This is a genomic window from Streptomyces sp. NBC_00299 (assembly GCF_036173045.1).
GTDB lineage: Bacteria > Actinomycetota > Actinomycetes > Streptomycetales > Streptomycetaceae > Streptomyces > Streptomyces machairae.
This window is the reverse complement of record NZ_CP108039.1, coordinates 7455879-7480844: the sequence shown is the minus strand read 5'-3', so window position 1 is coordinate 7480844 and position 24966 is coordinate 7455879. Positions and strand designations below refer to the sequence as shown.

24 protein-coding genes and 1 pseudogene are annotated in these 24966 nt (G+C 71.0%); 9 read left to right on the top strand and 16 right to left on the bottom strand.

Annotation, left to right across the window (positions count from 1 at the left end; translation table 11 throughout):
• Window positions 1-39 precede the first annotated feature (39 nt).
• Window positions 40-822 carry a DUF1684 domain-containing protein gene (locus OHT51_RS33365; protein WP_328882625.1) on the bottom strand — a complete coding sequence of 261 codons (783 nt, stop codon included), beginning with the start codon at window positions 820-822 and terminating at the stop codon, window positions 40-42.
• Window positions 823-894: 72 nt separating this feature from the next.
• Window positions 895-2190 (bottom strand): DUF5685 family protein, encoded by a 1296-nt coding sequence (locus OHT51_RS33360; RefSeq protein WP_328882624.1) that lies wholly within the window; start codon window positions 2188-2190, stop codon window positions 895-897.
• Between the two features lie 321 nt (window positions 2191-2511).
• Between OHT51_RS33360 and OHT51_RS33355 the strand changes: the two genes are divergently transcribed.
• Window positions 2512-2949 (top strand): cell division protein SepF, encoded by a 438-nt coding sequence (locus OHT51_RS33355; protein ID WP_328882623.1) that lies wholly within the window; start codon window positions 2512-2514, stop codon window positions 2947-2949.
• Between the two features lie 37 nt (window positions 2950-2986).
• Here OHT51_RS33355 and OHT51_RS33350 read toward each other — a convergent pair whose 3' ends face one another.
• A complete protein-coding gene (locus OHT51_RS33350; RefSeq protein ID WP_328882622.1) occupies window positions 2987-4177 on the bottom strand; it encodes an acyl-CoA dehydrogenase family protein in 1191 nt (396 codons plus the stop codon).
• Window positions 4178-4307: 130 nt separating this feature from the next.
• Entirely contained in the window at window positions 4308-5909 is a 1602-nt protein-coding gene (locus OHT51_RS33345; protein ID WP_328882621.1) for an MFS transporter, read from the bottom strand.
• A gap of 436 nt (window positions 5910-6345) precedes the next feature.
• Here OHT51_RS33345 and OHT51_RS33340 point away from each other — a divergent pair, with 436 nt between their 5' ends.
• Entirely contained in the window at window positions 6346-7383 is a 1038-nt protein-coding gene (locus OHT51_RS33340) for a phosphatase PAP2 family protein (RefSeq protein WP_328882620.1), read from the top strand.
• Window positions 7384-7475: 92 nt separating this feature from the next.
• On the opposite strand, the gene OHT51_RS33335 is transcribed toward OHT51_RS33340, so the two are convergent.
• Complete coding sequence (locus OHT51_RS33335; RefSeq protein WP_328882619.1) at window positions 7476-7691, bottom strand: I78 family peptidase inhibitor; 216 nt, start codon at window positions 7689-7691, stop codon at window positions 7476-7478.
• Window positions 7692-8023: 332 nt separating this feature from the next.
• Here OHT51_RS33335 and ctaD point away from each other — a divergent pair.
• Window positions 8024-9736, top strand: a pseudogene (ctaD, locus tag OHT51_RS33330) (aa3-type cytochrome oxidase subunit I); the annotation flags it as partial.
• Here the strand turns inward: ctaD and OHT51_RS33325 are convergent.
• The 4 genes from OHT51_RS33325 to OHT51_RS33310 all read right to left on the bottom strand — a co-directional run bounded on the left by OHT51_RS33325 (window position 9735) and on the right by OHT51_RS33310 (window position 13111).
• Complete coding sequence (locus OHT51_RS33325) at window positions 9735-10775, bottom strand: helix-turn-helix transcriptional regulator (RefSeq protein ID WP_328882618.1); 1041 nt, start codon at window positions 10773-10775, stop codon at window positions 9735-9737. The pseudogene ctaD and the gene OHT51_RS33325 overlap by 2 nt on opposite strands.
• 19 nt (window positions 10776-10794) lie before the next feature.
• Window positions 10795-11187 (bottom strand): hypothetical protein, encoded by a 393-nt coding sequence (locus OHT51_RS33320; RefSeq protein WP_328882617.1) that lies wholly within the window; start codon window positions 11185-11187, stop codon window positions 10795-10797.
• 69 nt (window positions 11188-11256) lie between these two features.
• A complete protein-coding gene (locus tag OHT51_RS33315) occupies window positions 11257-12552 on the bottom strand; it encodes an ABC transporter substrate-binding protein (protein WP_328882616.1) in 1296 nt (431 codons plus the stop codon).
• Entirely contained in the window at window positions 12527-13111 is a 585-nt protein-coding gene (locus OHT51_RS33310; RefSeq protein ID WP_328882615.1) for a hypothetical protein, read from the bottom strand. Before OHT51_RS33310 ends, OHT51_RS33315 begins: the two co-directional genes overlap by 26 nt.
• A 155-nt stretch (window positions 13112-13266) precedes the next feature.
• Between OHT51_RS33310 and OHT51_RS33305 the strand changes: the two genes are divergently transcribed.
• Genes OHT51_RS33305 through OHT51_RS33295 form a run of 3 tightly spaced genes read left to right on the top strand, consistent with a single transcriptional unit; the run spans window position 13267 to window position 17110 of the window.
• Complete coding sequence (locus OHT51_RS33305) at window positions 13267-13743, top strand: hypothetical protein (protein WP_328882614.1); 477 nt, start codon at window positions 13267-13269, stop codon at window positions 13741-13743.
• A gap of 11 nt (window positions 13744-13754) precedes the next feature.
• Window positions 13755-16436, top strand: a complete 2682-nt coding sequence (locus tag OHT51_RS33300) for an ABC transporter permease subunit (protein ID WP_328882613.1) — start codon at window positions 13755-13757, stop codon at window positions 16434-16436.
• Entirely contained in the window at window positions 16433-17110 is a 678-nt protein-coding gene (locus OHT51_RS33295; RefSeq protein ID WP_328882612.1) for an ABC transporter ATP-binding protein, read from the top strand. Before OHT51_RS33300 ends, OHT51_RS33295 begins: the two co-directional genes overlap by 4 nt.
• Here the strand turns inward: OHT51_RS33295 and OHT51_RS33290 are convergent.
• Window positions 17043-17588, bottom strand: coding sequence for a transglycosylase family protein (locus OHT51_RS33290; protein ID WP_328882611.1), 546 nt, complete (start codon window positions 17586-17588; stop codon window positions 17043-17045). The two genes, OHT51_RS33295 and OHT51_RS33290, sit on opposite strands and share 68 nt — an antisense overlap.
• Window positions 17589-17704: 116 nt before the next feature.
• Window positions 17705-18379: a LysM peptidoglycan-binding domain-containing protein gene (locus OHT51_RS33285; RefSeq protein WP_328882610.1), complete on the bottom strand. Its 675-nt coding sequence runs from the start codon at window positions 18377-18379 to the stop codon at window positions 17705-17707.
• Between the two features lie 539 nt (window positions 18380-18918).
• On the opposite strand from OHT51_RS33285, the gene OHT51_RS33280 reads away from it, so the two are divergent.
• Together OHT51_RS33280 and OHT51_RS33275 are read left to right on the top strand one after the other, a co-directional pair.
• Window positions 18919-19701, top strand: a complete 783-nt coding sequence (locus OHT51_RS33280; protein WP_328882609.1) for a hypothetical protein — start codon at window positions 18919-18921, stop codon at window positions 19699-19701.
• 111 nt (window positions 19702-19812) lie between these two features.
• The gene (locus tag OHT51_RS33275; protein WP_328882608.1) at window positions 19813-20166 is read left to right on the top strand and encodes a hypothetical protein; all 354 of its coding nucleotides are present in this window, start codon (window positions 19813-19815) and stop codon (window positions 20164-20166) included.
• A 66-nt stretch (window positions 20167-20232) separates the two neighbouring features.
• Here OHT51_RS33275 and der read toward each other — a convergent pair whose 3' ends face one another.
• The 5 genes from der to aroH form a co-directional block, all read right to left on the bottom strand.
• Entirely contained in the window at window positions 20233-21711 is a 1479-nt protein-coding gene (gene der, locus OHT51_RS33270; RefSeq protein WP_328882607.1) for a ribosome biogenesis GTPase Der, read from the bottom strand.
• A gap of 80 nt (window positions 21712-21791) precedes the next feature.
• Entirely contained in the window at window positions 21792-22379 is a 588-nt protein-coding gene (locus tag OHT51_RS33265) for a lysophospholipid acyltransferase family protein (protein ID WP_328884527.1), read from the bottom strand.
• A 53-nt stretch (window positions 22380-22432) separates the two neighbouring features.
• Window positions 22433-23119 carry a (d)CMP kinase gene (cmk, locus tag OHT51_RS33260; protein ID WP_328882606.1) on the bottom strand — a complete coding sequence of 229 codons (687 nt, stop codon included), beginning with the start codon at window positions 23117-23119 and terminating at the stop codon, window positions 22433-22435.
• A gap of 143 nt (window positions 23120-23262) precedes the next feature.
• The gene (locus OHT51_RS33255; protein WP_328882605.1) at window positions 23263-24348 is read right to left on the bottom strand and encodes a prephenate dehydrogenase; all 1086 of its coding nucleotides are present in this window, start codon (window positions 24346-24348) and stop codon (window positions 23263-23265) included.
• Entirely contained in the window at window positions 24345-24713 is a 369-nt protein-coding gene (gene aroH / locus OHT51_RS33250) for a chorismate mutase (RefSeq protein ID WP_328882604.1), read from the bottom strand. The genes OHT51_RS33255 and aroH overlap by 4 nt, the downstream gene beginning before the upstream one ends.
• Before the next feature lie 117 nt (window positions 24714-24830).
• On the opposite strand from aroH, the gene OHT51_RS43420 reads away from it, so the two are divergent.
• Window positions 24831-24965 (top strand): DUF6529 family protein, encoded by a 135-nt coding sequence (locus OHT51_RS43420; protein WP_443052625.1) that lies wholly within the window; start codon window positions 24831-24833, stop codon window positions 24963-24965.
• The last annotated feature ends 1 nt before the right edge of the window (window position 24966 follow it).

Sequence of the window (24966 nt, the reverse complement as noted above, 5' to 3'; positions counted from 1 at the left end):
GTTGACCGCCCCTGTCCCGGTCAGCCCGCTCTCGGCACCTCAGCGCAGGGTGCGCTCCCCCGCCGGGATCGCGACTGCGAGGGTGTTCCCCGGTGGCGGGAAGGGGCACACGAAATGGTCGGCGAAGGCGCACGGCGGCAGCAGGGCACGGTTGAAATCGACCGTCGTCCGGCCGTCGGCGTCGGGCGCGGCGGGCCGCAGGAACCGGAAGCGGTAACTGCTGTCGCCGCTGGTCGCGTCGGCGAAGACGGCCCACAGCGAACCGTCGCCCTCGACGGTGACCTGAAGCGTGAACTCCTGCCCGTCCAGGGCGAACGCCAGTTTTCCGCCGAGCCCGAGACCGCGCCGGCGCCCGTCGACGTTGTCGACCCGCACGGTCCGGTCCTCGCCGTACGGCGTGAAGTACCCCTGCGCCGACCAGCGCGGATCGTACGGCGTGGCCTCGATGCCCCGGAACGCCCGGCGCGCCTCGGAAGCGGGGTCGAAGTCGCGTACGCCCCACGCCCCGTCGCGCCTCAACACGACCAGCTTGCGCTCCCCGTACGCCACGCGCGCCCCGCTCGCGGGCTCCGGATCGGCCACCAGCCTGACCGCACCCTCGAATGGCCGCCCGGCCAAGGTCAGCCCGTCCGCCTCCGCCGCCGTGAGGACGACCTCGTCACCGTCGGCGGCCCACGCCCCGGGGATGTCCGGAAGTCGCCTCTCCGGATAGTCCTCCAGCCAGTGCGTCCCGGTCAGCGCCAGCGGCCCGTAGGGCGCCGAAACCCACGCGGCGCGCTGCTCGTGCCACTGCTGCCAGGCGTCGATCGAGTCGGAGGTCATGTCGTCAACCCTTCCATACCGGAGTGAAATCTCCGATATCGGGTGCCGTCCCTCCTCAGGGAGCCCTGGTACCTAGCAGCCGTCGCAGGGGCAGCAGTCCCCGCAGTCGCAGTCACGGCAACAGCCCTCGCGCTTCTTACGGGACCACGGGCCCTCGTACTCCTTCGCACAGCACAGCTTGCAGGTGCAACACAGCAGCCAGAACATCCCGCAGCCGGCCCAGAACCCACGCCGCCCGCGCGGCTGGGGCGCCGGCCCACCGCCGAACCCGCCGAAGCCACCACCACCGCCACCGGGCGCTCCCCCACCACCGGCGGGCGCTCCCCCACCACCGGCGTACGGGTTCCCGCCCGCGTACGGGTTCTGCCCGCCGTACGGATGCTGCGGTGCCCCGTACGGCCCGGGCCCCTGCCCGTATCCCTGCCCCTGTCCCTGTCCCTGTCCCTGTCCCTGCCCATGGCCATGCTGATGCGGCTGGCCGTACGGCCCGGGTTGATGGGACGCGCAGGTCGGCACCGTGCCGAACGCCCGGTCCACCGAGCGCCGCAGCTCGTGCACGAGCAGCAGGTGCGCGAGCTTGGCGTCGGAGAACTCGGCCTCGCGCAGCGCCAGCCGCACCCCGTGCACGGCGTCGTCTGCGAGCCGCCGCGCCTCGGCGAGCGAGGTCCCCGTGGCCGTCAGCGGGTTCCACGCACCGGCCGCGGCGTCGGCCGCCTGGTCCTCCACGGCGTCCAGGAGATGCGCGAGCCGTCCGAAGAGGCGTCCGGCCTCGGCGAGCGGTTCGGCGTTGCCGGGCCGTCCGGCCAGGATCGCGGTGTGGGCGAAGGCGGCGGCGGTCGCCGTCTCGGTCGGTTCGGTGACCGCGAGGATCGGCGTCCCGGGCCCGGCGAGCGCCTCGATGCCGACCTGCCGGTCCACGGCGTCGACCAGTACGGCGGTGTCGAACCCGACGGCCGAGCCGCTGCGCGCGCCCGCCGCACCCCACCCGGTGGCCACCCGGCGAGCGGCGCGCGCCAGCGGCCTGCGGGCCAGCAGCCCGTCCCCGTCGGCCACATGGTCACGCACCTTGGCCGAGGCGAGCACCAGCGAGACGGCGGCGGCGAGCCGGGCCCCCTCACCCTGTGCCACGGACGCGGTGCGCATGCCACGCAGCGGGCACGGTCCGGCCGTACGCCGCATTCCGCTGTCCATTTCGGCTTGAGCCTCCGTCAGAACGGAGATAAGGAGCCCGTCGTAGTTCGTCACGATCCGCGCGAACTGACCGTGGTCCCCACGCAACGAGAGGCACAACCCGCACAAATGCGCCATCCATTGACCGGTGAGCTGGTCTCCGAGCCGATGACGACAGGGCCTGACGATTCCGAACACGATGTCCCCCCGTGGTTCTTACGATGCCACAACGACGCTGAGCTGCCGCATCGTACCGACCGTGGCACAGATCGCCATGGCCGATTCGTTCACCCGTACGCACCCCGCATCACCCATACGCCGTGAAGAATCATATTTCACTCACAGTCAGCAGCCGTACGTGGCATGCCCCTTGGGGGACACGGGCTCTCGACGTATTCGCTGTGCACCAGTACCGTCACAAACCCCCCGCGCGGCGTCTATCCACTTGGCGCGACGTCCGCATCATGGATGACCATAGGGATGCGGAATGTAAGAAGACCGCTGTGAGAGGAGGCGTCCATGGGATCGGTGCGCAAGGCGAGTGCCTGGCTGGGCCTCGTTGACGACAACGATGACGAGCGTTACTACGACGACGACTACTCCGAAGGGACCGAGCCCGGGGATGCCTGGGTCACCGACCCGAGGGTCAAGGTGGCCACGGACGTCGCCGAGGAGAAGGGCCGCCGGATCGGCACGGTCACCCCGGACAGCTTCCGGGACGCCCGCGCCATCGGCGAGCTGTTCCGGGACGGGGTCCCGGTCATCATGAACCTCACGGCCATGGAGCCGGCCGACGCCAAGCGTGTCGTCGACTTCGCGGCGGGGCTCATCTTCGGTCTGCGCGGTTCGATCGACCGCGTGTCCAACCGCGTGTTCCTGCTGACTCCGGCCGACACGGAGATCATCAGCGGGGAGGCGTCGGCTCACCGTTCGGACGGCTTCTACAACCAGAGCTGAGGCAGGGCCGCTCATCGGCCCTGCCCCCTGGTGGGGTTCAGCGGAAGGCGTCGAGCCCGGTGAGAGCCTTGCCCAGCACGAGCTGGTGCATCTCGACGGTGCCCTCATAGGTGAGCACCGATTCGAGGTTGGTCGCGTGCCGCATCACGGGGTACTCGAGCGAGATCCCGTTGGCACCGAGGATCGTCCGTGACGTACGGCAGATGTCGATGGCCTCGCGGACGTTGTTGAGCTTGCCGAAGCTGACCTGTTCGGGACGCAGGCGGCCGGCGTCCATGCGCCGCCCCAGATGATGGGCGAGCAGAATCCCCTTGTGCAGTTCGAGCGCCATGTCGGCGAGCTTGGCCTGGGTGAGCTGGAAGCCCCCGATCGGCCGGCCGAACTGCTCCCGCGACTTCGAGTAGTCGACAGCAGCCTCGAAACAGGACCGCGCCGCACCCATGGCCCCCCACACGATCCCGTACCGGGCGTGCGAGAGACAGCTGAGCGGCCCCTTCAGCCCGACGACCTCGGGCAGCACGGCATCGGCGGGCAGCCGTACGTCGTCCATGACCAGCTCACTGGTGACCGAGGCCCGCAGCGACAACTTGTGCTTGATCTCCGGAGCGGAGAACCCGGCGCTGTCGGTCGGCACGACGAACCCGCGGATCCCCTCGTCGGTCTGCGCCCACACGACGGCGACGCCGGAGACGGACCCGTTGGTGATCCACATCTTCCGCCCGGTGAGCAGCCAGTCGGACCCGTCACGCTTGGCGTAGGTGCGCATGGACGCCGGGTCGGACCCGTGGTCCGGCTCGGTCAGCCCGAAGCACCCGATGACCTCGCCGGAGGCCATGCGAGGCAGCCACTGCTGCTTCTGCTCCTCGCTGCCGAACCGGTGGATGGCGTACATGGCGAGGGACCCCTGCACGGAGACCAGGGACCGGATCCCGGAGTCGGCGGCCTCCAGCTCCAGACAGGCGAGCCCGTACTGCACGGCGGAGGCCCCGGCGCACCCGTAGCCGCTCAGGGACATCCCGAGCGCACCGATCTCCCCGAGCTCCCGGGCGAGCTCACGAATCTCCGGCAGCTCGCCCTTCTCGTACCAGTCGGCGACGTACGGCAGCACCCGGTCCGCGGCCCACTGCCGCACGGTGCCGCGAATCGCCAGATCCTCGGGCTCCAGGAGGTCGTCGATGCCGAGGGGGTCGACAGGGTCGAACGGGGGCAACTTCGAGGACGCGGACATGGGACACCCTCCGGCAACGACTAAAACTAGCGCCGCTAGTCACGGCTCGGGCCTGACGCTACGACGCGGCGCGGTGCGCGTCCAGTACGACTCCCGGGGGGAGCGGCAGCTCCAGAGGGGAGCAGGCTCGTCAGGCGGAGACGCGGGACTCCGCGACTTCCCTCGGCTTGGGCAGCTCCACGGTCGGCGCATCGCACTGCATGACCCGCGGCAACCGCAACGCCATCACCGCACCCAGCAGCAACAGCCCCGCACTCACGAGCAGGGTCACATGCAGCCCGTGCACGAAGGCGTTCTGTGCGGCATGACGCAGGGAAACCCCCGCGGACCCGCCCAGCTGGGCAGCGACCTCGTACGCCTCACCCAGCGAGTGCGAAGCGGCGGTGGAGGCCGACGCCGGAACACCCGGCACGGCCGTCAGTCCGGGGGCGTACGCCGCGTTCATGACGCTGCCGAGCAGCGCGATACCGATGCCGGCGCCCAGCTGGTACGACGTCTCGCCGATCGCAGCCGCCCCGCCGGCCTGCTCCTGCGGGGCCTCGCTCAGCATCGACTCGTACGCCCCGAAGAGCGTCGTCTCCAGCCCGAAGCCCAGCAGTACGAAGCCGAACAGCAGCAGGCCCGGGTTGTCCTCGCCGCCCATCGCCGTGAGCAGCAGGACCGCGACGGCCGTCACACAGAATCCGGCGCACACCATGCGCCGTGGCCCGAACCGCCGCAGCATCCGCGCGCCGGCCAGCCCGGCCGCCATGGCGGCGAACGTCAGCGGCAGCAGTCGCAGCCCTGTCTCCAGTGGTGACAGGCCCAGCACCAACTGCAGGTACTGCGCCGCGATCAGCTCGAGCCCCACGAGGGCGAGCATGGCCAGCACGATGCACCCGACCGACGTACTGAAGGCGGGCCGCGCGAACATCGCGAGGTCGACCAGGGGATACGCCCGCCGTCGCTGCCGTCGTACGAAGAGGACCAGCAGGACGACACCGACCACCAGCGGCACCACGGTGAACAGGCTGCCCACCGGTTCTCCGCCGCCGAGCCGCTTGACGCCCAGCACCATGCCGAACAGCCCGGCTGCCGCGAGCAGCGCGCCGACCACGTCCCAGGGACCCTTGTGGTCGCCCTTGGACTCGGGCAGCAGCAGGCGTCCCACCGGAAGGCTGATCAGCATCAGCGGGATGTTGACGAGGAAGACCGAGCCCCACCAGAAGTGCTCCAGGAGGAAGCCGCCGAGCAGCGGTCCGACCGCCGCGCCGACGGCGGCGACGGCGCTCCAGATGCCGATGGCGAGGGCCCGCTCACGCCGGTCGGGGAAGACCTGGCGCAGGATCGAAAGGGTCGCGGGCATGATCATCGCGCCGCCGACGCCGAGCAGGGCGCGGGCCAGGATCAGTACCTGTGGGTCGTGCGCGAGGGCCGCGAGGCCGGAGGCCAGGCCGAAGAGGGTGTACCCCAGCAGCAGGACCCGTCTGCGGCCCACCCGGTCACCGAGTGTGCCGAAGAGGATCAGCAGCGAGGCGCAGACCAGCGGATAGATGTCGACGATCCAGAGCAGCTCTATCGCGCCGGGCCGGAGGTCCTCGGTGACAGCGGGCACCGCCACGTGCAGCACGGTCGCGTCGACCGCGACGAGCAGCAGGCTGACACAGAGGACGACGAGGACGACCCAGCGGTTGGCACCGGCCCCGGCCGCCCGACGGCGCAGCGCAGCGGCAGCCGTGGTCGTCCCGGACATGTACGTACCTCCCAGATGTTCCCTCGCCCTCGGCGGGGCACACGGGGTGGGGACTCCCCGTGGACTCGGCCGGAGAGGAGCGGTGGTCTCCGGCCCGCGCAACGAAGGGCGAGTGACTCGTCAGAGTACGCGAGTCCGCGTCGGTGCCGAGTGGCGGACCTCTCAGACTCCGCACGAACGCGTGTGGCGTACGCCACATCCACCACCCCTGACCGGTGAGCTCCGGGGGAATTCCGCACCATGATTCGGTGAACGAATTCATAAGCAGTAAAAAACGAACCAACAGAATGATCAAAGGAATTGAAGGATGTAGCGTCCGTCGATTGCGGATTCCTTGGAAATAAACCCCCGCCTGAGAGGAATCCCACATCACATCGTCATCACAAAGCCGTGGAATCGCCGTTGAACTGCGCTCACTCGCTGTAACGTCGATTGGGTGTGTACCGAACGAAAGCTGACCCGTCTGGACCGGGTCTTCGCCAGGCTGGACCGGGAGCCCGAACGCCCGGCCCACATCGATGTGCCGCGGATGACGCGGCACAGGGTCGTGCTGTTCACCTCGACCCTGGCCTTCTACGTGGCCATCGTGTGGGCCATCATCATCACCTCGTGGCTGGTCCGGCTCGACTGGCAGGTCATGTTCTTCCGCCCGTACCAGCAGTGGGCCGAGATCCACGCCTTCGTCGACTACTACGTGGTGCTCGGCCAGCGCGGCCCCACCGCCGTGATGGTCGCGGCATGGCTGGGCTGGCGTTCCTGGCGGCAGCACACGCTGCGCCCGCTGCTCGCGCTCGGCGTCTCCCTGCTGCTGCTGAACGTCACGGTGGGTGCCGCCAAGCTCGGCATGGGCCGCCTCGGACCGCACTACGCGACGACCGTCGGCTCCAACGAGATGTGGCTCGGCGGCGATATATTTCCCAGCGGCCACACCGCCAACGCCGTGGTGACCTGGGGAATCCTGGCCTATCTGGCCTCGACCCCGAGAGCGCGCCGCTGGCTGTCTGCCCTGTCGGCGGTGACCTCACTGGGCGTCGGCCTGTCCACCGTGTATCTCGGTACGCACTGGCTGAGCGATGTGCTGCTCGGCTGGGCCGCCGGCCTGCTGATCCTGCTCGCCCTGCCGTGGTTCGAGCCGCTGATCGCCCGGTCCGAGTCCTGGATCTTCGACCTGCGTGACCGCTGGCGCGAGCGCCGGGCCGGCACGGTGTCGGTGCCGACCGCCCCGGTCGAGGCTCCGGTGCTGCTCAAGACGCACCCCGTGGCCGTCGACGACGAGGCCGCGGCACGCGAGGCGGCCTCCCCCGCCCGCTCGCCCCGCACGACCGTGCACCCGCCCGCCTACCTGGCCCCCGGCCCGCACACGGCGCGTGGGGAGCGCACACCGGTCACCCCGGCCGGCAGCCGCCGCCCGCCGCACACGGAGCGCAGCACCCCCCGCCCCGCCCATCCGGCCCGCCCCCTCACGGGCGGCTGACGGCCCCTGCCGGCGGGATTCGGTACACACAGCCACCCCGGCACGGCGACGGCCCCGGTTCCTGATTCAGGAACCGGGGCCGTCGCCGTTCGTCAGCCCTTCCAGGCCCGAGCCACCTGGCCGTCCTTCACCTCGAAGTTCATCCGGCCACTCCGGTACTCCATGGTGATGATCGCCCCCGGCGGCAGCGAACGCACCGTCGACCACCCTCGGTCACGGGCCAGTCGCTCGGCCCGGTCGACGTCGAGGCCGACATAAGTGTCCGGGCTGTCCTGTGGTTCGGCAGGGGGTTTCGGAATGGGTGCCATGCCGCCACGCTAGGGCCTTCGCGCGGGATCGGGCCAGAGCGGACCGGGGGCCTTTGTAGCGGCCATCCAGGTCACACGTCCCTCTCCGGTCACGCTTTTGTCACAGAACCACGACACGCGTTTCGGACACTCCGCGTCACACGGATGAGCGGTTCCGTAGGCCTTCCGCAGGCATTTGATCGTAATTCCTGCGTGTCGCGAAGCCATGGCGAATAGGACGGAGGAAAAGTTCCCGGAGAACTGCCGTGGACTCCTTTTCCCGCCACAGCGACATTGGCTGCTGCCGCAGCGGGTGCGCGGGCCGGCGAGAGCCTGTGCCGCACAGAAAGTACATGGTTCCACCACAGAATCGCCGTACGCCCTCTGTCGGAGCGTCGGCCACGCGAGCATCATGGCGTGAGCTCGCGTCGGCGCGTGCGGCGCGGGCTTCAGCGGGCCCGGGGCGCGACGAGCGAAGGGGCGAGCGAGCGATGGGGACGCACACCGCAGAGGCGGCGGCACGGCCCATGCGGGGCAAACAGCCGGGCGGCCGGGTGGTCGTCGACTGGCTGACCACCACGGACCACAAGAAGATCGGGCACCTCTACCTGATCACGTCGTTCGGGTTCTTCCTGGCCGGCGGTGTCATGGCCCTGCTGATGCGGGCCGAACTGGCCCGGCCTGGGATGCAGATCCTGAGCAACGAGCAGTTCAACCAGCTGTTCACCATGCACGGCACGATCATGCTGCTGCTCTTCGCGACCCCGACCTTCGCGGGCTTCGCCAACGAGCTGATGCCGCTGCAGATCGGCGCCCCGGACGTGGCCTTCCCGCGGCTGAACATGTTCTCGTACTGGCTGTTCCTGTTCGGCGGGCTGATCGTGATGGGCTCGCTGATCGTGCCGGACGGGCCCGCCTCCTTCGGCTGGTTCGCCTACGCGCCGCTCAACAGCCTGGAACGCTCACCCGGTATCGGCCCCGACCTGTGGATCATGGGCCTCGCGCTGGCGGGCTTCGGCACGATTCTCGGCGCGGTCAACTTCATCACCACGATCATCGGGATGCGCGCGCCCGGCATGACGATGTTCCGGATGCCGATCTTCGTGTGGAACACGCTGTTCACGTCGATCCTGATCCTGATGGCGTTCCCGGTGCTCGCGGCCGCGCTGCTGGTGCTGGAGGCGGACCGCCGGTTCGGCTCGGTGGTGTTCGACGCGGGCAACGGCGGGGCGCTGCTGTGGCAGCACCTGTTCTGGTTCTTCGGGCATCCCGAGGTCTACATCATCGCGCTGCCGTTCTTCGGCATCATCACGGAGATCATCCCGGTCTTCAGCCGCAAGCCGATCTTCGGCTACCTGACGCTGGTCGGGGCGACGATGGCGATCACCGGTCTGTCGATCGTGGTGTGGGCGCACCACATGTTCGTCACCGGTGCGGTGCTGCTGCCCTACTTCTCGTTCATGAGCTTCCTGATCGCAGTGCCGACGGGCGTGAAGTTCTTCAACTGGACCGGGACCATGATCAAGGGCTCGTTGTCCTTCGAGACGCCGATGCTGTGGGCGGTGGGCTTCCTGGTGACGTTCCTGTTCGGCGGGCTGACCGGGGTGATCCTGGCGTCGCCGCCGATGGACTTCCACGTCTCCGACTCGTACTTCGTCGTCGCCCACTTCCACTACGTCGTCTTCGGCACCGTCGTCTTCGCGATCTTCGCCGGGTTTCACTTCTGGTGGCCCAAGTTCACCGGGAAGATGCTCGACGAACGGCTGGGCAAGATCCACTTCTGGACGCTGTTCGTCGGCTTCCACACCACGTTCCTGGTGCAGCACTGGCTGGGCGCCGAGGGCATGCCGCGCCGCTACGCCGACTATCTCGCCGCCGACGGCTTCACGGCGCTGAACACGGTCTCGTCGATCGGCGCGTTCCTGCTCGGCATGTCGACGCTGCCGTTCCTCTACAACGTCTGGAAGACCGCGAAGTACGGCAAGAAGGTCGAGGTCGACGACCCCTGGGGCTACGGCCGCTCCCTGGAGTGGGCGACCTCCTGCCCGCCCCCGCGGCACAACTTCAACGCGCTGCCGAAGATCCGCTCCGAGTCCCCGGCGTTCGACCTGCACCACCCTGAGCACGCGTTGGAGGCTCCGCAGCCCGAGCCAAAGAGCGAGCAAGCCGGCCGTGAGCCGTCCTGATCGCCTCGACGAGCTCGTCCGGCTCCACGACCTCGAACTCGAAGCCCAGCAGCATCACATGGATCACCATCACGTCGAGGCTTCCGGCGCCGGTGCGCAGGAGGCAGCTGTCGGGACCGTCCGCCTCCAGCTGACCCGTGGTGGGCGAGATGCTCGCGGCGGCCTCCTCCAGGGGCACCAGCAGCCGGACGACGGCGTGCGAGGCGTACGCGCGCGTGGAGACGCCCTGCGAGACGTACGCGGCGAGGTCCTCGGCAGGCGGGGTGCGCGGGGTGAAGCGCGGGCCGTGCGGCGGCCTGGGGGTGATGCGGTCGACGCGGAACGTACGCCAGTCCTCGCGGTCGAGGTCCCAGGCGACCAGGTACCAGCGCCGTTCGCTGCACACCAGGCGGTGCGGCTCGACGGTACGGCGGGTGGGGGCGCCGCCGTGGTCGCGGTACTCGAAGCGCAGGCGTTCGGCGTCCCGGCAGAGGTTGGCGAGTTCCGTCAGTACGGCCGGGTCGACGGCGGACGGCTGGGGGCCGCGCAGCATCGGCACGGTGAAGGCGTTCAGGGCGCCCACGCGGCGGCGCAGCCGGTTCGGCAGGACCTGCTCCAGCTTGGCGAGGGCCCGCACCGAGGTCTCGCCGATGCCCTCGATTCCCTGGCCCGCGGCCGTGCGCAGCCCTACGGCCACGGCGACCGCCTCGTCGTCGTCCAGCAGCAGGGGCGGCAGCTCGGCACCGGCGCCGAGCTGGTAGCCGCCGCCGGTGCCGGGGCTGGCGTTGACCGGGTAGCCCAGCTCGCGCAGCCGGTCGACGTCCCGGCGGATGGTGCGCGGGGTGACGCCGAGGCGGTCGGCCAGGTCGGCGCCGGACCACTCGCGGTGGGCCTGGAGCAGGGAGAGCAGCCGCAGGAGTCTTGCCGAGGTCTCCAACATGATCCGATTTTGCCAGGCCCTAGGGGCTCGGGAGTGCCCCTAACAGCGTTGCCGGCACCCGGGATTCGACGCTCAGGTTGCCTTGCCGGGTTTCGTACGGCACCCGGGAGGCGGAGGGGTGGACGTCCATGTCACCGGGCGCCAGACGCTGGTCCGGCTCCTCCTCCGTCACGCTGGCGTACGCGTCCCAGTGGCCCTCCGGCAGGCCCACGCTGCTGGGGAGCGCGGCCCGCAGCCGGCCCGTCGTCGCCGGGGTCAGGGGCAGGGTGACCTCCTCGTCGCCCTCGCGGTGGCGCAGCACGAGGTGGGCCGCCTCGGTGGCCACGACCGCGGTGACGTCAAACGTCAGCCCGCCCGCCGAATCCGCGATGCAGTCGGCGCGCAGTGGTACTGCCTGCGACACGGGCGTCATGCGCTGCGGTTCCTCCCTCGGCTCTCGGCTTGGTCGGTTGGACCGGCGACACCGCCTTTTGGTTGCCCGTCACGGCCGGTACGACAGCTGCGGGACGTCGAAGCACGTGTGGTTCATGTCTCCTTGGGCGACCCAGCCCCGGCCGTCCTTCCAGCGGGCCACCGACAGACAGCTCCGGCGGGTCTTCGGCGGCTCGGCCAGCCGCTCGAACCGGACCGGGATCAGCAGGCCGTCGGCGGTGTATCCCTGGCTGCGGTTCATGAAGTCGTCGACGCACGCACGCGTGACTCCCTGCCCGGCGCACGACTTGGCGGCGTCCGTGAACCACATGGCCGCCGCCCAGCCCTCCAGCTGCCACTGGGAGTGCGTCTTGAGCCCCTTGGTCGCGTCCCGGAACTCCCGTACGGCGGCCTGGCCGGTGTCCTCGTGGTTGCGGGACGATCCGGTCGCCCACAGGGCGTTGCGGCAGCGCGGGGAGTCCTTGTGGTCCTCGGCGACGGTGGACGTCCAGTTCTGGACGTTCGTCACCTTGGCGGTGACCTCGGCGCCGACGTCGTCCATCGCCTTGCACAGCTGGGCGTTGCCGTGGGTGTCGATGGCGTCGAAGACGAGGTCGGCGCCCTGCTCCTTCAGATCGGCCGCCACCGCGCGGAAGTTGGGCAGCGCGAAGTCGACCTGCTCGGTGACGACCTTGTAGCCCTCGGCCCTCAGCCCCCGCTCGACGAGCCGGGCGTAGGCGGCGGACGCGGACTGGTTGTACGAGACGACGGCGGCCGTACGGGCGCCGTGCTCGCGCTTGAAGTAGCGGTAGACCTCGGTGCCGCCGTACTGCTTGCCGTCCCAGCCGGTGGTGCCGTCGCGGGGCGCGAGGCTGCCGTAGATGCCGTACAGGTGCGGGTAGGTGTCGTAGGCGGTTCCGATGGGCTGGCCGCCGATGTCGGGCACGCGTGCGCGTGAGACGCGGGACGCGCCCGCGTAGTCCAGGGCGGTGGTGGCGACCAGGGCGACGACCTTCTCCTCGTCGACGAGCTTGTGCACGCACTCGTTGTTGCCGACACCGCTGCCGCCGTCGTCGCACTCGCGCACCTCGACGCGGCGGCCGTCGATGCCGCCGCGTGCGTTGAGGCGGTCGAAGTACGCCTTGGCACCGTCGCGCGGGCCGGTGAAGGCGCTGCCGCCGACCGGGCTGGTGACGCCGGCGATGATGCCGACCCGGATCGGGGTACGGTCGCCCGCGGGTGTCGTGGGGCCGCCCCGGTCGCGGTGCTCGAAGTCGCTCTCCGGCAGCCGGCTGCCGCACGCCGTACTCAGAGCCAGCACCATCACGGCGATCGCCGCCTCAGCACCCCGGGATCGGCGACCCATTGCCGCTCAACTGGACCAGCGCGCACAGTGTCTTCGCGGACACCTTCCAGGTGCCGTCCTGTTCGACGGCGGTGCCTGAGGCATCGGGCAGGGCCGTCGCGCCCTTCAGCGTCAGGTCGTACGTCACGTTCGCGCCGGTCGGCGAGGTGAACTCGACCTTGGAGACCTTCGCCTCGACCTGCCCGCCGCGCTCGTCACCGCTGAACGCCTCCAGGACCGGGCCCATGCGGTCGCCGTTCTCCAGGACGGTCTGCTTCTCCTTCATGGGCGTCGCCGGGTCGAAGAACTTCTGCCAGTTCTGCTTGATCTCGGTCTCGGCCGCCCCCGCGTCGGCGGGCGCCGTCGCGGCCGGCGACTGCTGCCCGCCCGGCTCGGTCTGCTCGACGGTGGGTGTCGGCGGCGTCTCGTTGCCGCCGCCTCCCTCGTCGTCGCTGCAGGCCGCCAGGGCCGGGGCGAGGAAGAGGAGCAGGGCCGCCGCCACCGCGGTGCCCCGTCCTGTCGCCCGTGGGCCGTGCCGCCTGTCCGCGTTGCTCCGCCTGAGGTCGCTCCCGAGAACCATCTGGCTCACCGCCGGGTGTCGATCCGGGCCGTGTGCGCCCGGTGCTTTCAGGGTCAGCTTGCAGGAGGCATAGTGCAAGCCATTGGCTGACATGGACAGGCACATGCGCCGAATCGGATGTGCGTGCCCCCGAACCCGACGCGTGGGAGCCAGCGATGCGGACAGCCCGACTGCGGACCGTGCACCCCGTCCTGTGGGCCGGCTGGGCCGCGCTGGCGGCCGGCGCGGTGCTGTGCGTCATCGGCTGGTACGGCGTCTCCGGCGAGCGCTTCGCCGAGCGGCAGCTGCCGTACCTCGCGTCCTGCACGGTCCCCGGCGCGGCGCTGATCATCGCCGGGTCGCTGCTGCTGACGCACGGCCGGGGCGCGCTCGCCGCCGCGCGCGTGGAGGAGCTGTACGGCCTTCTGGTGGCCGTGGAGCCGGCCGACGCCGATGAGTCCGGCCAGGCGGCCACGGCGCCCACGGCGGTCAGCGGGGACCTGCTGATGGTGCCGGGCGGCACCCTCTGGCACCGCGCGGACTGCCCGCTGGTCGCCGGCAAGGTGGAGGCCGTACCGGTCGACGCGAAGCTGGTGCGCAGCGGCGAACTGGGCCCGTGCCCGATCTGTGAGCCAGCCGAAGCGGACGACTGAGGTCCGCCCCGGTGTCCTCCCTGACGTACGACCTCACGCTGGCCGGTCTGGCGGTCGGCAGCGCCGCCGCGCTCAGCGGGATCGGCCTGGTCGTGACGTACCGGGCGACCGGCGTGCTGAACTTCGCGCACGGGGCGATCGCGATGGTGTGCGCGTATGCGCTGCGGCAGTGCGTGGTGGAGTGGGGCTGGCCGCTGTGGGCGGGCGCGGCGGTGACCCTGCTGGTGCTCGCGCCCGGCATCGGGATGGCGCTGGAACGGTTCGTCTTCCGTCCACTCGCGGTCCTGGGCAGCGACCCGGCGCAGACCCTGGTCGCCTCCATCGGCGTCTTCGTGCTGCTGGTGGGCGGCGCGGTACTGCTGTGGGGCCAGGGGGCGCGGGACGACGCGCCGGAGCTGATGTCGGCGGAGCCCTGGGGCCAGCTGGCGGTGGCGCTGCTGCTGGCGGCCGGGGTCGGCGCGGTGATCCGCTGGACGCGCTTCGGCCGGGAACTGCGTGCCGTGGTCGACGACCGTCAACTGGCGGTCCTCGGCGGTGTCGACGCGGACCGGGTGGCGGCGGCGGGCTGGGCGTTCGGCTCGTTCACGGCGGGCCTGACGGGCGTGCTGCTGGCCCCGTACGTGCGCCTGGACCCGTACGGCATGCCGCTGCTGGTCATGGAGGTGGTCGCGGTCGCGGTGGCCGCGCGGATGCGCAGCCTGCCGGTCGCCGTGCTGACGGCGCTGGCCATCGGGGTGGCGCAGAGCCAGCTGACGCGGCTGCACCCGACGGGGTGGGGCGCCCCGCTTCTCCAGGCCGTCAGCACGAACCTCTTCGTCGTCGCCCTGCTGATCGCGGCCCTGGCCCTCCCCCGTGTCGGCAGCCGCGACGCGCTCCCCCGCTCCGCCACCGCGCGCGTGCCGACCCCTCCGGGCGCCTGGATCGTGGCGATGGTCCTCTTCCTGCTCCCCCTGGGCTTCGCGGGCTCGGACCTGCATACGTCGGTGCAGGTGCCGGCGCTGGGCGTGGTGCTGCTCTCCCTGGTCGTCGTCACCGGCCGCGGCGGCCAGATCTCCCTGGGGCAGGCGGCGTACGCGGGCCTCGGCGCCCTGTTCACGGCCCTGCTGGCGGCGGGCAGCTTCCCCGGCCTCCCCCGGCTGCCGGAGCTCGCCGCCCTCGCGCTGGCGGTCGTCCTGGTGGCCCCCCTCGGTCTCCTCACCGGCTGGCCGGCGATCAGCCGCCGGGGCCTGGCCCTGGCGCTGGCGACCTTCGCGGTCGGTGTCGGCGTGAGCCGCTTCGTGTTCGCCCAGCCGTACGCGATCTCGGGCCTCTCCCTCGGCCGCCCGGCGGGCTTCGACGGCGACCGCGCCTACTACGCCCTGGAACTGACCCTCCTGGCAGCCGCCCTGCTGACGACTTGGCTGCTGCGCCGGGGCCGCACGGGCCGGGCCCTCGCGGCGATGCGGGACCACGAGTCCGGGGCGTCGGCGGCAGGCGTCCAGGTGCCCTCCCTCAAGCTCCTGGCCTTCGTCTCGGGCGCCGCCCTGGCTGCCCTGGGCGGCGGAATGCTCGGCATGGGCCTGCGCGCCTTCGACCCGGCCGCCTACGGCCCCGTCCGCGGCCTCCTCTGGTTCGCCGCGGTAGTCGTCCTGGGCGCCGACAGCACCCTCGGCGCCCTGGTCGCAGCGGCCCTCCTCGTCGGCCTCGACGCGGGCGCCCGTGGCGGCGTGGCAGCGGCCCTGATCGGCATCCTGGCGGTACTGGTGGGCCGCTTCCCCGGCGGACCGTACGAGGCACTGCGGACGGCGGCGGGGAGTCTGCGGCTGCGACGGGGGGCGAGGCTGACGGAGGTGGGGGTGAGGGTACGGAGGCGACTGCGGCCGACGGAGCGAGGAGCCGCACCTCGGCCGACCCTGACGGGCCTGACCGCGTCGGGCGTCGCAGGCCAGAAGGCCGCCGACGGCGCTCGGCCCCTACAAGGGCCGAACGCGGCCGAAGGCCGCGCGCCCACCCACGCACCGGAACTCAGCACGCACCACCTCCAGGCCCGCTACGACAACTTCACCGCCCTGGATGACATCACCGTCACCGTCCACCCCGGCCAGGTCACCGCCATCGTCGGCCCCAACGGCGCAGGAAAGAGCACCCTGTTCCACTGCCTCGCCGGCACCCACCGCCCCGCCCACGGCCAAGTCCTGCTCGGCACCCGCGACATCACCCGCCTCCCCGCTCACGCCCGCACCCGCCTGGGCATCGCCCGCACCTTCCAGCAGCTGGCCGTCTTCCCCTCCTTGACCGTGGCCGAGAACGTCCGCGTAGGCGCGGAGCAGGGACGGATCCGAGACCCCTCGGCCGTGGAGCGGGCCCTCAGACTCCTGGGGCTCGATGGCCCGGTGAGGGCCTTGCCGGCCGCGGACCTGCCCACCGGCACACTGAGACGCGTCGAACTGGCCAGGGCCCTCGCGGGCAGCCCGCGCGTGCTGCTCCTCGACGAACCCGCCGCCGGTCTCGACACCGCAGAGGTCACCGCACTGGCCCGCATCCTCAAGGCCCTCGCCGCCGACGGCACCGCCCTGCTCGTCGTCGAGCACGACCTCGACCTGGTCGCCGACCTCGCCGACACCGTGTACGTCATGGCGGCGGGCCGCATCGTCGCCTCCGGCCCTCCCGACCGTGTACTCGGCGCGGCAGGCTCCCAGGAGGCCCCCGCATGACGACGATCTCCCTGCGCCACGCACGCGTGCGCTACGGCCCTCTGGAGGCCCTCCACGGCATCACGATCGCCGCGCCCGGCCCCGGCCTCACCATCCTGCTGGGCCGGAACGGATCCGGGCGCACGACAGCGCTGCGCGCCCTCGCGGGGACCGTGCCCCTGTCCGGCGGCGCGGTGTTGTGGGACGGCGCCGACGTGACCCGGCTGCCCGTATACGAGCGGGCCCGCCGCGGACTGTGCCTGGTGCCCGAGCGGCAGGCGGTGTTCGGCTCCCTCACCGTGCGCGAGAACCTCGAACTCGCGGCCCGGTCGTACGACATCGCCCTCGACGCCTACCCGCGGCTCGAACCGCTCCTCGCCCGCCGCGCCGGCACCCTCTCGGGCGGTGAGCAGCGCATGCTGGCCCTGTCCCGCGCCCTGTTGGCACGCGCGCGTGTCGTGCTCGTGGACGAACCCGCGCAGGGCATGTCGCCCACGGTCGCCGCCCGCACGTACGAGCTGCTGAGCGAACTCGACGCCTGTGTGGTCGTCGCCGAGCAACGGGTGCCGCCCGGCCTGCACGGCCGGGCGGCACTCGTCTACGAACTGCGCCGCGGCGCGGTCGTGTTCAGCGGCGAGTCGGGCGAATGGGCGCGCCGTGCAGCGCACCGAACCGGGTCGACCCCTTCCGGATGAGCTGCGACGTCTTCGAGGTCAGCCGTTCCGTGACGCTGGGCCGGCGCAATTCCATACGGCCCTTGAGCCCGTACCGCCTGGAACAGTGCGGCCAGGCTCCCCAGCCCTGACTTGCCACCACCTTCCGGGCGATGGTGATCTGCTCCTTGCGGCTGGCGAGATCCGCGCGCGGGGCGTACTTCGACCCGCCGAAGGCCTCCCAGGTGCTCTGCGAGAACTGCAGCCCCCCGAAGTGGCCGTTGCCGGTGTTGATGTGCCAATTCCCGCCGCTCTCGCACTTGGCGACACAGCCCCAGGGCCACTGGTCCTTGGCGCACGCGAGTGCCGCGGGTTTGGGAGGCGGTCCTGGGGCCGGTCGGGGCGGCGCCGTATGGATGTGACGCGTTGCGTGTGTTGCCTGTGCTGCGTGCGTCGGTCCCGGGGCGATGGCTGTGAACAGCGTGGCGGCCAGGACGATCGTGAGCGGTGTGCATTTCATATGAGCACGCTAGGCAGCCCATTGCGGCCATCCCGCGCGGCGCGTCCGATGAACGCCGGGGCCCCACCCGGTCGGCGGACCGGGCGGGGCCCCGAAGCGTGGGCAGCGAGCGCTGCTCAGAGTTCGAGGCGCTGCCCAGGCACGATGAGGTTGGGATCGGCCCCGATGACGGACTTGTTGGCCTCGTGAAGCTGTCGCCAAGTGGTCCCGTGCCGGGCTGCGATGCCGCTGAGCGTGTCGCCCTCACGGACGGTGTAGTCACCGCGGGACGAGTCGCGGTTCGTGTGTCCCGACGAACGCTCCGAACGCTCCGACGTCCGCGCCGGAGTCGACGGGGCCGCCTTGGCGGCGGGGGCGCCCGAACCGGCGGCGGAGGCCGCGGGTGCGCTGCCGGACGCTCCGGCCCGGGCCGAACAGGTCGGCCACGCGCCCCACCCCTGGGCACGCTGGACCTTGGTGGCCACCGCGATCTGCTGGTCCTTGCTTGCCTGGTCCGCCGTGGGGGCGTAGGCCGTACCGCCGTAGGCGCGCCAGGTGGAGGCGGCGAACTGCAGTCCGCCGTAGTAGCCGTTGCCGGTGTTGATGTGCCAGTTGCCGCCGCTCTCGCACTGGGCGATGCGGTCCCACACTCCACTGTCCGCCGCTGCGGCGTTGCCGGTCGCGGCCAGCAGTCCGAGCGGGGCGAGCAGTGCCGCCCCGGCGAGGACCGCCGTCGTACGAGTCCGGCTCCCGTTCGGAGCCTTCGGCGCCTTACGAGCGTTGTTGTGAGTGGTATCGGCACATTCGGACATGTAGTTCCCTCTCCAAGGACCCGGGGTCCCCCAAGGCGGAACGCCACTCCCCACGCCACCGGGCGTGTGAGTCGCGCTCGCCCCGTCCGCCCGGGGATGGTGCTGCAAGCTGGTTGGTGCGGTCGGCGGACGTACCCGAGCGGTGCTCGTTGCACACGGCCGAGGAATCTATGGACAGCGGGCAGTCGGCATCAACCAACTCCTCGTCGCTCCAGGCCAGTTCACAGTTACCCCCGGTATCGGCGAATTTCAGCCACCCACTTCATTCGCTGATTTCCGGATTTGTCGACCAAGCACCCCGATGATCTGTGACGTACCCCACGCAACCAACTTCCTTGCATTTCCCCCCAGTTGACCGTGAGTGCGCGATTCCGCACCCGGGGTGACGGTGCGCGATGGTTGGTTCGATTCCGTTCGCCCTGATGCGTGACTCCCGCCACAGATCGTCCGTTGTCTTCTTCATGAGCCCGGGACCCGCCCGGTTCACGGGCCGGGAGCCACCCGGCCCGTCCACGCACCACATCCCGAGGGAGCCACCCGTGCCGCGCATGCTCGACGTCAGCGACGAGGTACGTGCCGAGATCGGCGACGAAGAGGCCGACCGGCTGCTCGCCGGAGAGAACGCCCCGGGCAGCTACGACTGCACCTCCTGCCGCACCCCGGGCGACTCCGAACAGGAGCGCACCAGCACCGTCCTGTTCATCGGGGACGAGACCGCCGTCCTCGCCTTCGCCCACGCCACGTGTCTGCCCTCCCAGGTCGTCCAGGTGACCGAGGAGCAGTTGCAGGGTGCCGTGAAGTCCATCACCGGCGACCGGGTCGACCTGGAGCCGGAGTCGATCGTGCCGGAGCAGGCCGTGCTCGGAGTCACCAGCGGACTGGTGCTGATCGCCGGGGAGTTGCACCCCGCCCTGGTGGTCGAGCCGACCGGACCCATCGTGCGGCCCGGGGCGATCGGCGCCGGGGACGACTTCCTGCCGTTGCTCATCGAGCAGGGGTTCATGCCGCTGGCGGAGCTGGCCGACGTGCCGCCGGTGCTGCACGGATGGTCCGTACTGCTGGCCATGGGGCAGCTGCACGCGGTGCTGCAACCGGGGCCGACCGGCGGGCAGCCGGTCGCGTGGTGGCAGGCGCATCAGCCGCTTCAGGTGACCGACGGGTGGCGAGCCGCCGCGAACAAGCACCAGCAGGTGCTGATGTTCGCGGCGCCGGTGGGTTCCATCGGACGCCAGCCCCGGGAGGACCTGCTTCGGGGGGCGCTGGACAAGTCGGCGGCCAACGGAAAGCTGGTCGGGGCCGCGCTGCCACTGGCGGGTACCTGAGAGCGCCCGCCGACAGGGAGCTGTGCGCGTAGTACGTTCCTGCGCCTGAGCTGAGCAGGCGACCCGTCACCACGGCCGCATCTCTTCGAGCGCGGGGTCGTTTGGACATACGTGCATGCATACGACGTTCCCCGCCTCCAGGGCGGCTCATCGCCCACGCCGATCTACGACGCGCTCTACGCCGAGTACGTCAAGTCCTTCCGCTCGCTGCCGGGTGATCGCAGCGGGGAGGAGGACATGGGGTTCGTCGCGTTCGGGAACATGCAGCGCGGCACGGGCTCGTACGGCGGCCACCGCCCGGGGTCGTTCAGCAGCTCGTACAGCGCCTACAGCGCGGGGGCCCACAGCGCCCGGCACGGCAGCAACGGCCAGCAGCCGCAGTGGCAGCGCGTCGGGCACATCGGCCCGCAGGGTGCGGGGATGCATCACGTCCCGGCCGCGCTGCCGCCGGCGCGCAGAGGCTGAGCACACGTCAAAGGGGCGGCCCGGTGCGGGCCGCCCCTTTGACGTGTCCTTGAGCAGCTCCTGCCGCTACTTCTTCTTGCCGCGCTTCTCGCGCACCCGCACCGAGATGTGGATCGGCGTGCCGTCGAAGCCGAACTCCTCACGCAGCCGGCGCTCGATGAAGCGGCGGTAGCCCGCCTCGATGAAGCCGGAGGCGAAGAGCACGAACCGCGGGGGCTTGGTGCCGGCCTGGGTGCCGAACAGGATGCGGGGCTGCTTGCCGCCGCGGATCGGGTGCGGGTGGGCGGCGACCAGCTCGCCGAGGAAGGCGTTGAGCCGCCCGGTCGGGACCCGGGTCTCCCAGCCCGCGAGGGCCGTCTCGATCGCCGGGACCAGCTTCTCCATGTGGCGGCCGGTGGACGCCGAGACGTTCACCCGGGGCGCCCAGGCGACCTGGCCGAACTCGGTCTCGATCTCCCGCTCCAGGTAGTAGCGGCGCTCCTCGTCGAGGGTGTCCCACTTGTTGTAGGCGATGACCATCGCGCGGCCCGCCTCGACGGCCATCGTCACGATGCGCTGGTCCTGGACCGAGATGGACTCGGAGGCGTCGATCAGGATGACCGCCACCTCGGCCTTCTCGACGGCGGCCGCGGTGCGCAGCGAGGCGTAGTAATCGGCGCCCTGCTGGAGGTGGACGCGCTTGCGGATCCCCGCCGTGTCGACGAACTTCCAGGTCACGCCGCCCAGTTCGATGAGCTCGTCGACCGGGTCACGGGTGGTGCCGGCCAGCTCGTTGACGACGACGCGCTCCTCGCCCGCCACCTTGTTCAACAGGGAGGACTTGCCGACGTTCGGGCGGCCGATGAGAGCGATACGGCGGGGGCCGCCGATCCCGGCGCCGCCGAAGGTCTGCTCGGGCGCGTCCGGCAGGGCCTCCAGAACGGAGTCCAGCATGTCGCCGGTGCCACGGCCGTGGAGCGCGGAGACGGGGTGCGGCTCGCCGAGGCCCAGGGACCACAGGTAGGTCGCGTCGGCCTCGCCGCTGGGGCCGTCCACCTTGTTGGCGCACAGCACCACGGGCTTGCCGGCCTTGCGCAGCAGTCGTACGACGGCTTCGTCGGTGTCGGTGGCGCCCACCTTGGCGTCGACGACGAAGACGACGGCGTCGGCGGCCTCGATCGCGTACTCGGCCTGCGCGGCCACGGAGGCGTCGATTCCGAGGACGTCCTGCTCCCAGCCGCCGGTGTCGACGACCTTGAAGCGGCGACCGGCCCATTCGGCCTCGTAGGTCACGCGGTCGCGGGTGACGCCGGGCTTGTCCTCGACGACGGCCTCGCGGCGGCCGATGATGCGGTTGACGAGAGTCGACTTGCCGACATTCGGCCGGCCGACGACGGCGAGCACGGGCAGCGGTCCGTGACCGGCCGCCTCGATGGCACCCTCGACGTCCTCGAGGTCGAAGCCCTCTTCCGCGGCGAGCTCCATGAACTCCGCGTACTCGGCGTCGCCAAGCTCTCCGTGGTCGTGCCCTTCGGGCGAGCCCTCGGAGTGGATGTGGTCGTTCATGAAGTCCGTACCTCGTCGTTCATCGTGGTGATCGGTGGACCGCGCGGCTGTCGCCCTGCTGATCCACTACTCAGTGTCGCCTAGCGACCGGTCAGTCGCCTGGCGTTTTCCAGGTGCGCGGTGAGCTGCTTCTGGATGCGCTCGGTCGCCTCGTCGAGCACCTTGCGCGTACGCCGTCCGCTGCCGTCGCCCGCCTCGAACGGGTCGCCGTACACGACGTCGACACGGTGGCGCAGCGGCGGCAGCCCCTTTATCAACCGTCCCCGCTTCTCGGAACTTCCCAGCACCGCGACCGGGACGACGGGGGCCCCGCTGCGCACGGCGAAGTAGGCGAGCCCGGCACGCAGCGAGACGAAGTCGCCCTCACCGCGGGTGCCCTCGGGGAAGATGCCGAGGACACCGCCGTTGGACAGCACGTCGAGGGCCTGCGAGATCGCCGTGCGGTCGGCGGAGTGGCGGTCCACCTTCAACTGGCCGATGCCGGTCAGGAAGGGGTCGAGCGGGCCGACGAAGGCTTCCTTCTTGATCAGGAAGTGCACGGGCCTGGGCGACACGCCCATGACCATCGGCCCGTCGATGTTGTGGCTGTGGTTGACCGCGAAGATCACCGGACCGGTCGGCGGCACCTTCCAGGCGCCCAGGACCCGGGGCCGCCACAGCCCGTACATCAGGCCGACGCCGATGCGTCTCCCGACGTCGGCACCCCGCTCGGACGAATGGCTCACTTCCCTGCTCGCTTCTCCTCGACGAGCGTGACGACGCACTCGATGACCTGCTGCAGCGTGAGCTCGGTGGTGTCCACCTCGACCGCGTCGTCCGCCTTGGCGAGCGGCGAGGTCTTACGGCTGGAGTCCGCCGCATCACGCTTGACCAGCGCCTCACGGGTGGCGTTGACGTCGGCACCCTTCAGCTCACCGCTGCGGCGGGCCGCGCGGGCCTCCGGGGAGGCGGTGAGGAAGATCTTCAGGTCGGCGTCGGGCAGCACGGTCGTACCGATGTCGCGGCCCTCGACGACGATGCCGCCCTCCGCGGAGGTCGCCAGGCTGCGCTGCAGCTCGGTGATCCGGGCCCGCACGTCGGGCACCGCGCTGACCGCGCTGACCTTGGAGGTGACCTCCTGGGTGCGGATCGGGCCGGAGACGTCGATGCCGTCGACGGTGATCGTCGGGTTGCCCGGCTCGGTGCCGGAGACGATCTCCGGCTTGCCGGCCACGGCGGCGATCGCGGTCGGGTCCTCGATGTCGATCCCGTTGGCCACCATCCACCAGGTGATCGCCCGGTACTGGGCGCCGGTGTCGAGGTAGCTCAGCCCGAGCTGTGCGGCAACGGCCTTCGACGTGCTCGACTTGCCCGTGCCGGAGGGGCCGTCGATGGCGACAATCACGGGCTTGGCGGCACCGTTTTCCACGGGGGGACACCTTCCAGATGCGGTGTAACGGGAGTGTGGGGACGCGAGGGCGCCCCGCACAAGGTTACTGGGTGCGCGTCACTCGTCCGGCCGCCCGTGGCTCGCCCTGACGGCCACGGGGCACGGCGGTGGTGGCGGGCCCCCTACTGACGGATCGCCCAGCCCCGCTCCCGCAACGCCGCCGACAGCACCGGCGCCGCCTTCGGCTCCACCATCAGCTGGACCAGACCCGCCTGCTGCCCGGTCGCATGCTCGATGCGTACGTCCTCGATGTTGACCCCGGCCAGTCCCGCGTCCGCGAAGATCCGCGCCAGCTGTCCGGGCTGGTCGTCGATCAGCACGGCGACGACCTCGTAGATCCGCGGAGCGGCCCCGTGCTTGCCGGGAACGCGCACCTGCCCGGCGTTCCCCCGCCGCAGCACGCCCTCGATTCCGGACGTGCCCTCCAGCCGCTTGTCCTCGTCGGAGGACTGCAGCGCCCGCAGCGCCCGCACCGTCTCCTCCAGGTCGGTCGCGACATCGGTGAGCAGGTCGGCGACGGGCCCCGGGTTCGCGGAGAGGATGTCGATCCACATCCCGGGTTCGGAGGCCGCGATCCGTGTCACATCACGGATGCCCTGACCGCACAGCCGTACGGCCGTCTCCTCGGCGTTCTCCAGACGCGCGGCGACCATGCTGGACATCAGGTGCGGCATGTGGGACACGAGGGCCACCGCGCGGTCGTGGGCGTCGGCGTCCATCACCACCGGCACGGCCCGGCAGTGCGAGACCAGCTCCAGGGCGAGGTTCAGCACCTCGGTGTCGGTGTCGCGGGTCGGCGTCAGCACCCAGGGGCGGCCCTCGAAGAGGTCGGCGCTCGCGGCCAGGGGACCGGACTTCTCACGCCCCGACATGGGATGCGTACCGATGTACGAGGACAGGTCGAGGCCCAGCGCCTCCAGCTCACGGCGCGGCCCGCCCTTGACGCTGGCCACGTCGAGGTAGCCGCGGGCCACGCCGCGGCGCATGGCGTCGGCGAGCACCCCGGCCACATGGGCGGGCGGGGCGGCGATGATCGCGAGGTCGACGGGGCCGTCGGGTGCCTCGTCCGTGCCGGCGCCGAGCGCGGCCGCCGTACGGGCCTGCTCGGGGTCGTGGTCGGCGAGGTGGACGACGACGCCGCGGGCCGCCAGCGCGAGGGCGGCGGACGTGCCGATGAGGCCGGTGCCGATGACGAGTGCGGTTCTCACTGGGCGATGTCCTTGCGCAGGGCGGCCGCGGCGCCGAGGTAGACGTGCGCGATGTCGGCGCGGGGCTTGTCGGACTCGATGTGCGCGAGGACCCGTACGACCCGGGGCATGGCGCCCTCGATGTCCAGTTCCTGGGCGCAGATCAGCGGTACGTCGGCGAAGCCGTTGCCCAATTTGCGGGCGGCGGCCGCCGGGAAGTCGCTGTGCAGGTCGGGCGTGGCCGTGAACCAGATGCTGATCAGGTCGTCCGCGGTGAGGTCGTTCCGCTCCAGGATCGCGGTGAGCAGGGCCCCGACCTGCTCGTCCATGTGACCGGCCTCGTCCCGCTCCAGTTGGACGGCCCCCCGGACCGCTCGTACCGCCACGGCGCTGCTCCTTGCTGACGTACGGATCGACTCTTCGACTGTCCAGCCTAGTCAGCCCATGTGCGGCCCAGGCATGTCGCCCGCCCCCTGAGACACTGAGCGGCACCAGAGTGCGAAATGCGCGTTTTCCTGTATCTGATCCTGCATTGCTTCTTCTTTGGCATTTTGAGTGCAAAGATGCTGTTGATCCATGCGAAGCGCTTCCGCCCTCTGGTACTTCCGCCCTCTGGTACTTCCGCACTTTCGGAGTGAC

Coding starts and splice junctions, on each gene's coding strand:
- OHT51_RS33365 (WP_328882625.1), bottom strand. CDS start 822: ATGACCTCCGACTCGATCGACGCCTGGCAGCAGTGGCACGAGCAGCGC.
- OHT51_RS33355 (WP_328882623.1), top strand. CDS start 2,512: ATGGGATCGGTGCGCAAGGCGAGTGCCTGGCTGGGCCTCGTTGACGAC.
- OHT51_RS33350 (WP_328882622.1), bottom strand. CDS start 4,177: ATGTCCGCGTCCTCGAAGTTGCCCCCGTTCGACCCTGTCGACCCCCTC.
- OHT51_RS33345 (WP_328882621.1), bottom strand. CDS start 5,909: ATGTCCGGGACGACCACGGCTGCCGCTGCGCTGCGCCGTCGGGCGGCC.
- OHT51_RS33335 (WP_328882619.1), bottom strand. CDS start 7,691: ATGGCACCCATTCCGAAACCCCCTGCCGAACCACAGGACAGCCCGGAC.
- OHT51_RS33325 (WP_328882618.1), bottom strand. CDS start 10,775: ATGTTGGAGACCTCGGCAAGACTCCTGCGGCTGCTCTCCCTGCTCCAG.
- OHT51_RS33320 (WP_328882617.1), bottom strand. CDS start 11,187: ATGACGCCCGTGTCGCAGGCAGTACCACTGCGCGCCGACTGCATCGCG.
- OHT51_RS33315 (WP_328882616.1), bottom strand. CDS start 12,552: ATGGGTCGCCGATCCCGGGGTGCTGAGGCGGCGATCGCCGTGATGGTG.
- OHT51_RS33310 (WP_328882615.1), bottom strand. CDS start 13,111: ATGGTTCTCGGGAGCGACCTCAGGCGGAGCAACGCGGACAGGCGGCAC.
- OHT51_RS33305 (WP_328882614.1), top strand. CDS start 13,267: ATGCGGACAGCCCGACTGCGGACCGTGCACCCCGTCCTGTGGGCCGGC.
- OHT51_RS33295 (WP_328882612.1), top strand. CDS start 16,433: ATGACGACGATCTCCCTGCGCCACGCACGCGTGCGCTACGGCCCTCTG.
- OHT51_RS33290 (WP_328882611.1), bottom strand. CDS start 17,588: ATGAAATGCACACCGCTCACGATCGTCCTGGCCGCCACGCTGTTCACA.
- OHT51_RS33285 (WP_328882610.1), bottom strand. CDS start 18,379: ATGTCCGAATGTGCCGATACCACTCACAACAACGCTCGTAAGGCGCCG.
- der (WP_328882607.1), bottom strand. CDS start 21,711: ATGAACGACCACATCCACTCCGAGGGCTCGCCCGAAGGGCACGACCAC.
- OHT51_RS33265 (WP_328884527.1), bottom strand. CDS start 22,379: ATGTACGGGCTGTGGCGGCCCCGGGTCCTGGGCGCCTGGAAGGTGCCG.
- OHT51_RS43420 (WP_443052625.1), top strand. CDS start 24,831: ATGCGCGTTTTCCTGTATCTGATCCTGCATTGCTTCTTCTTTGGCATT.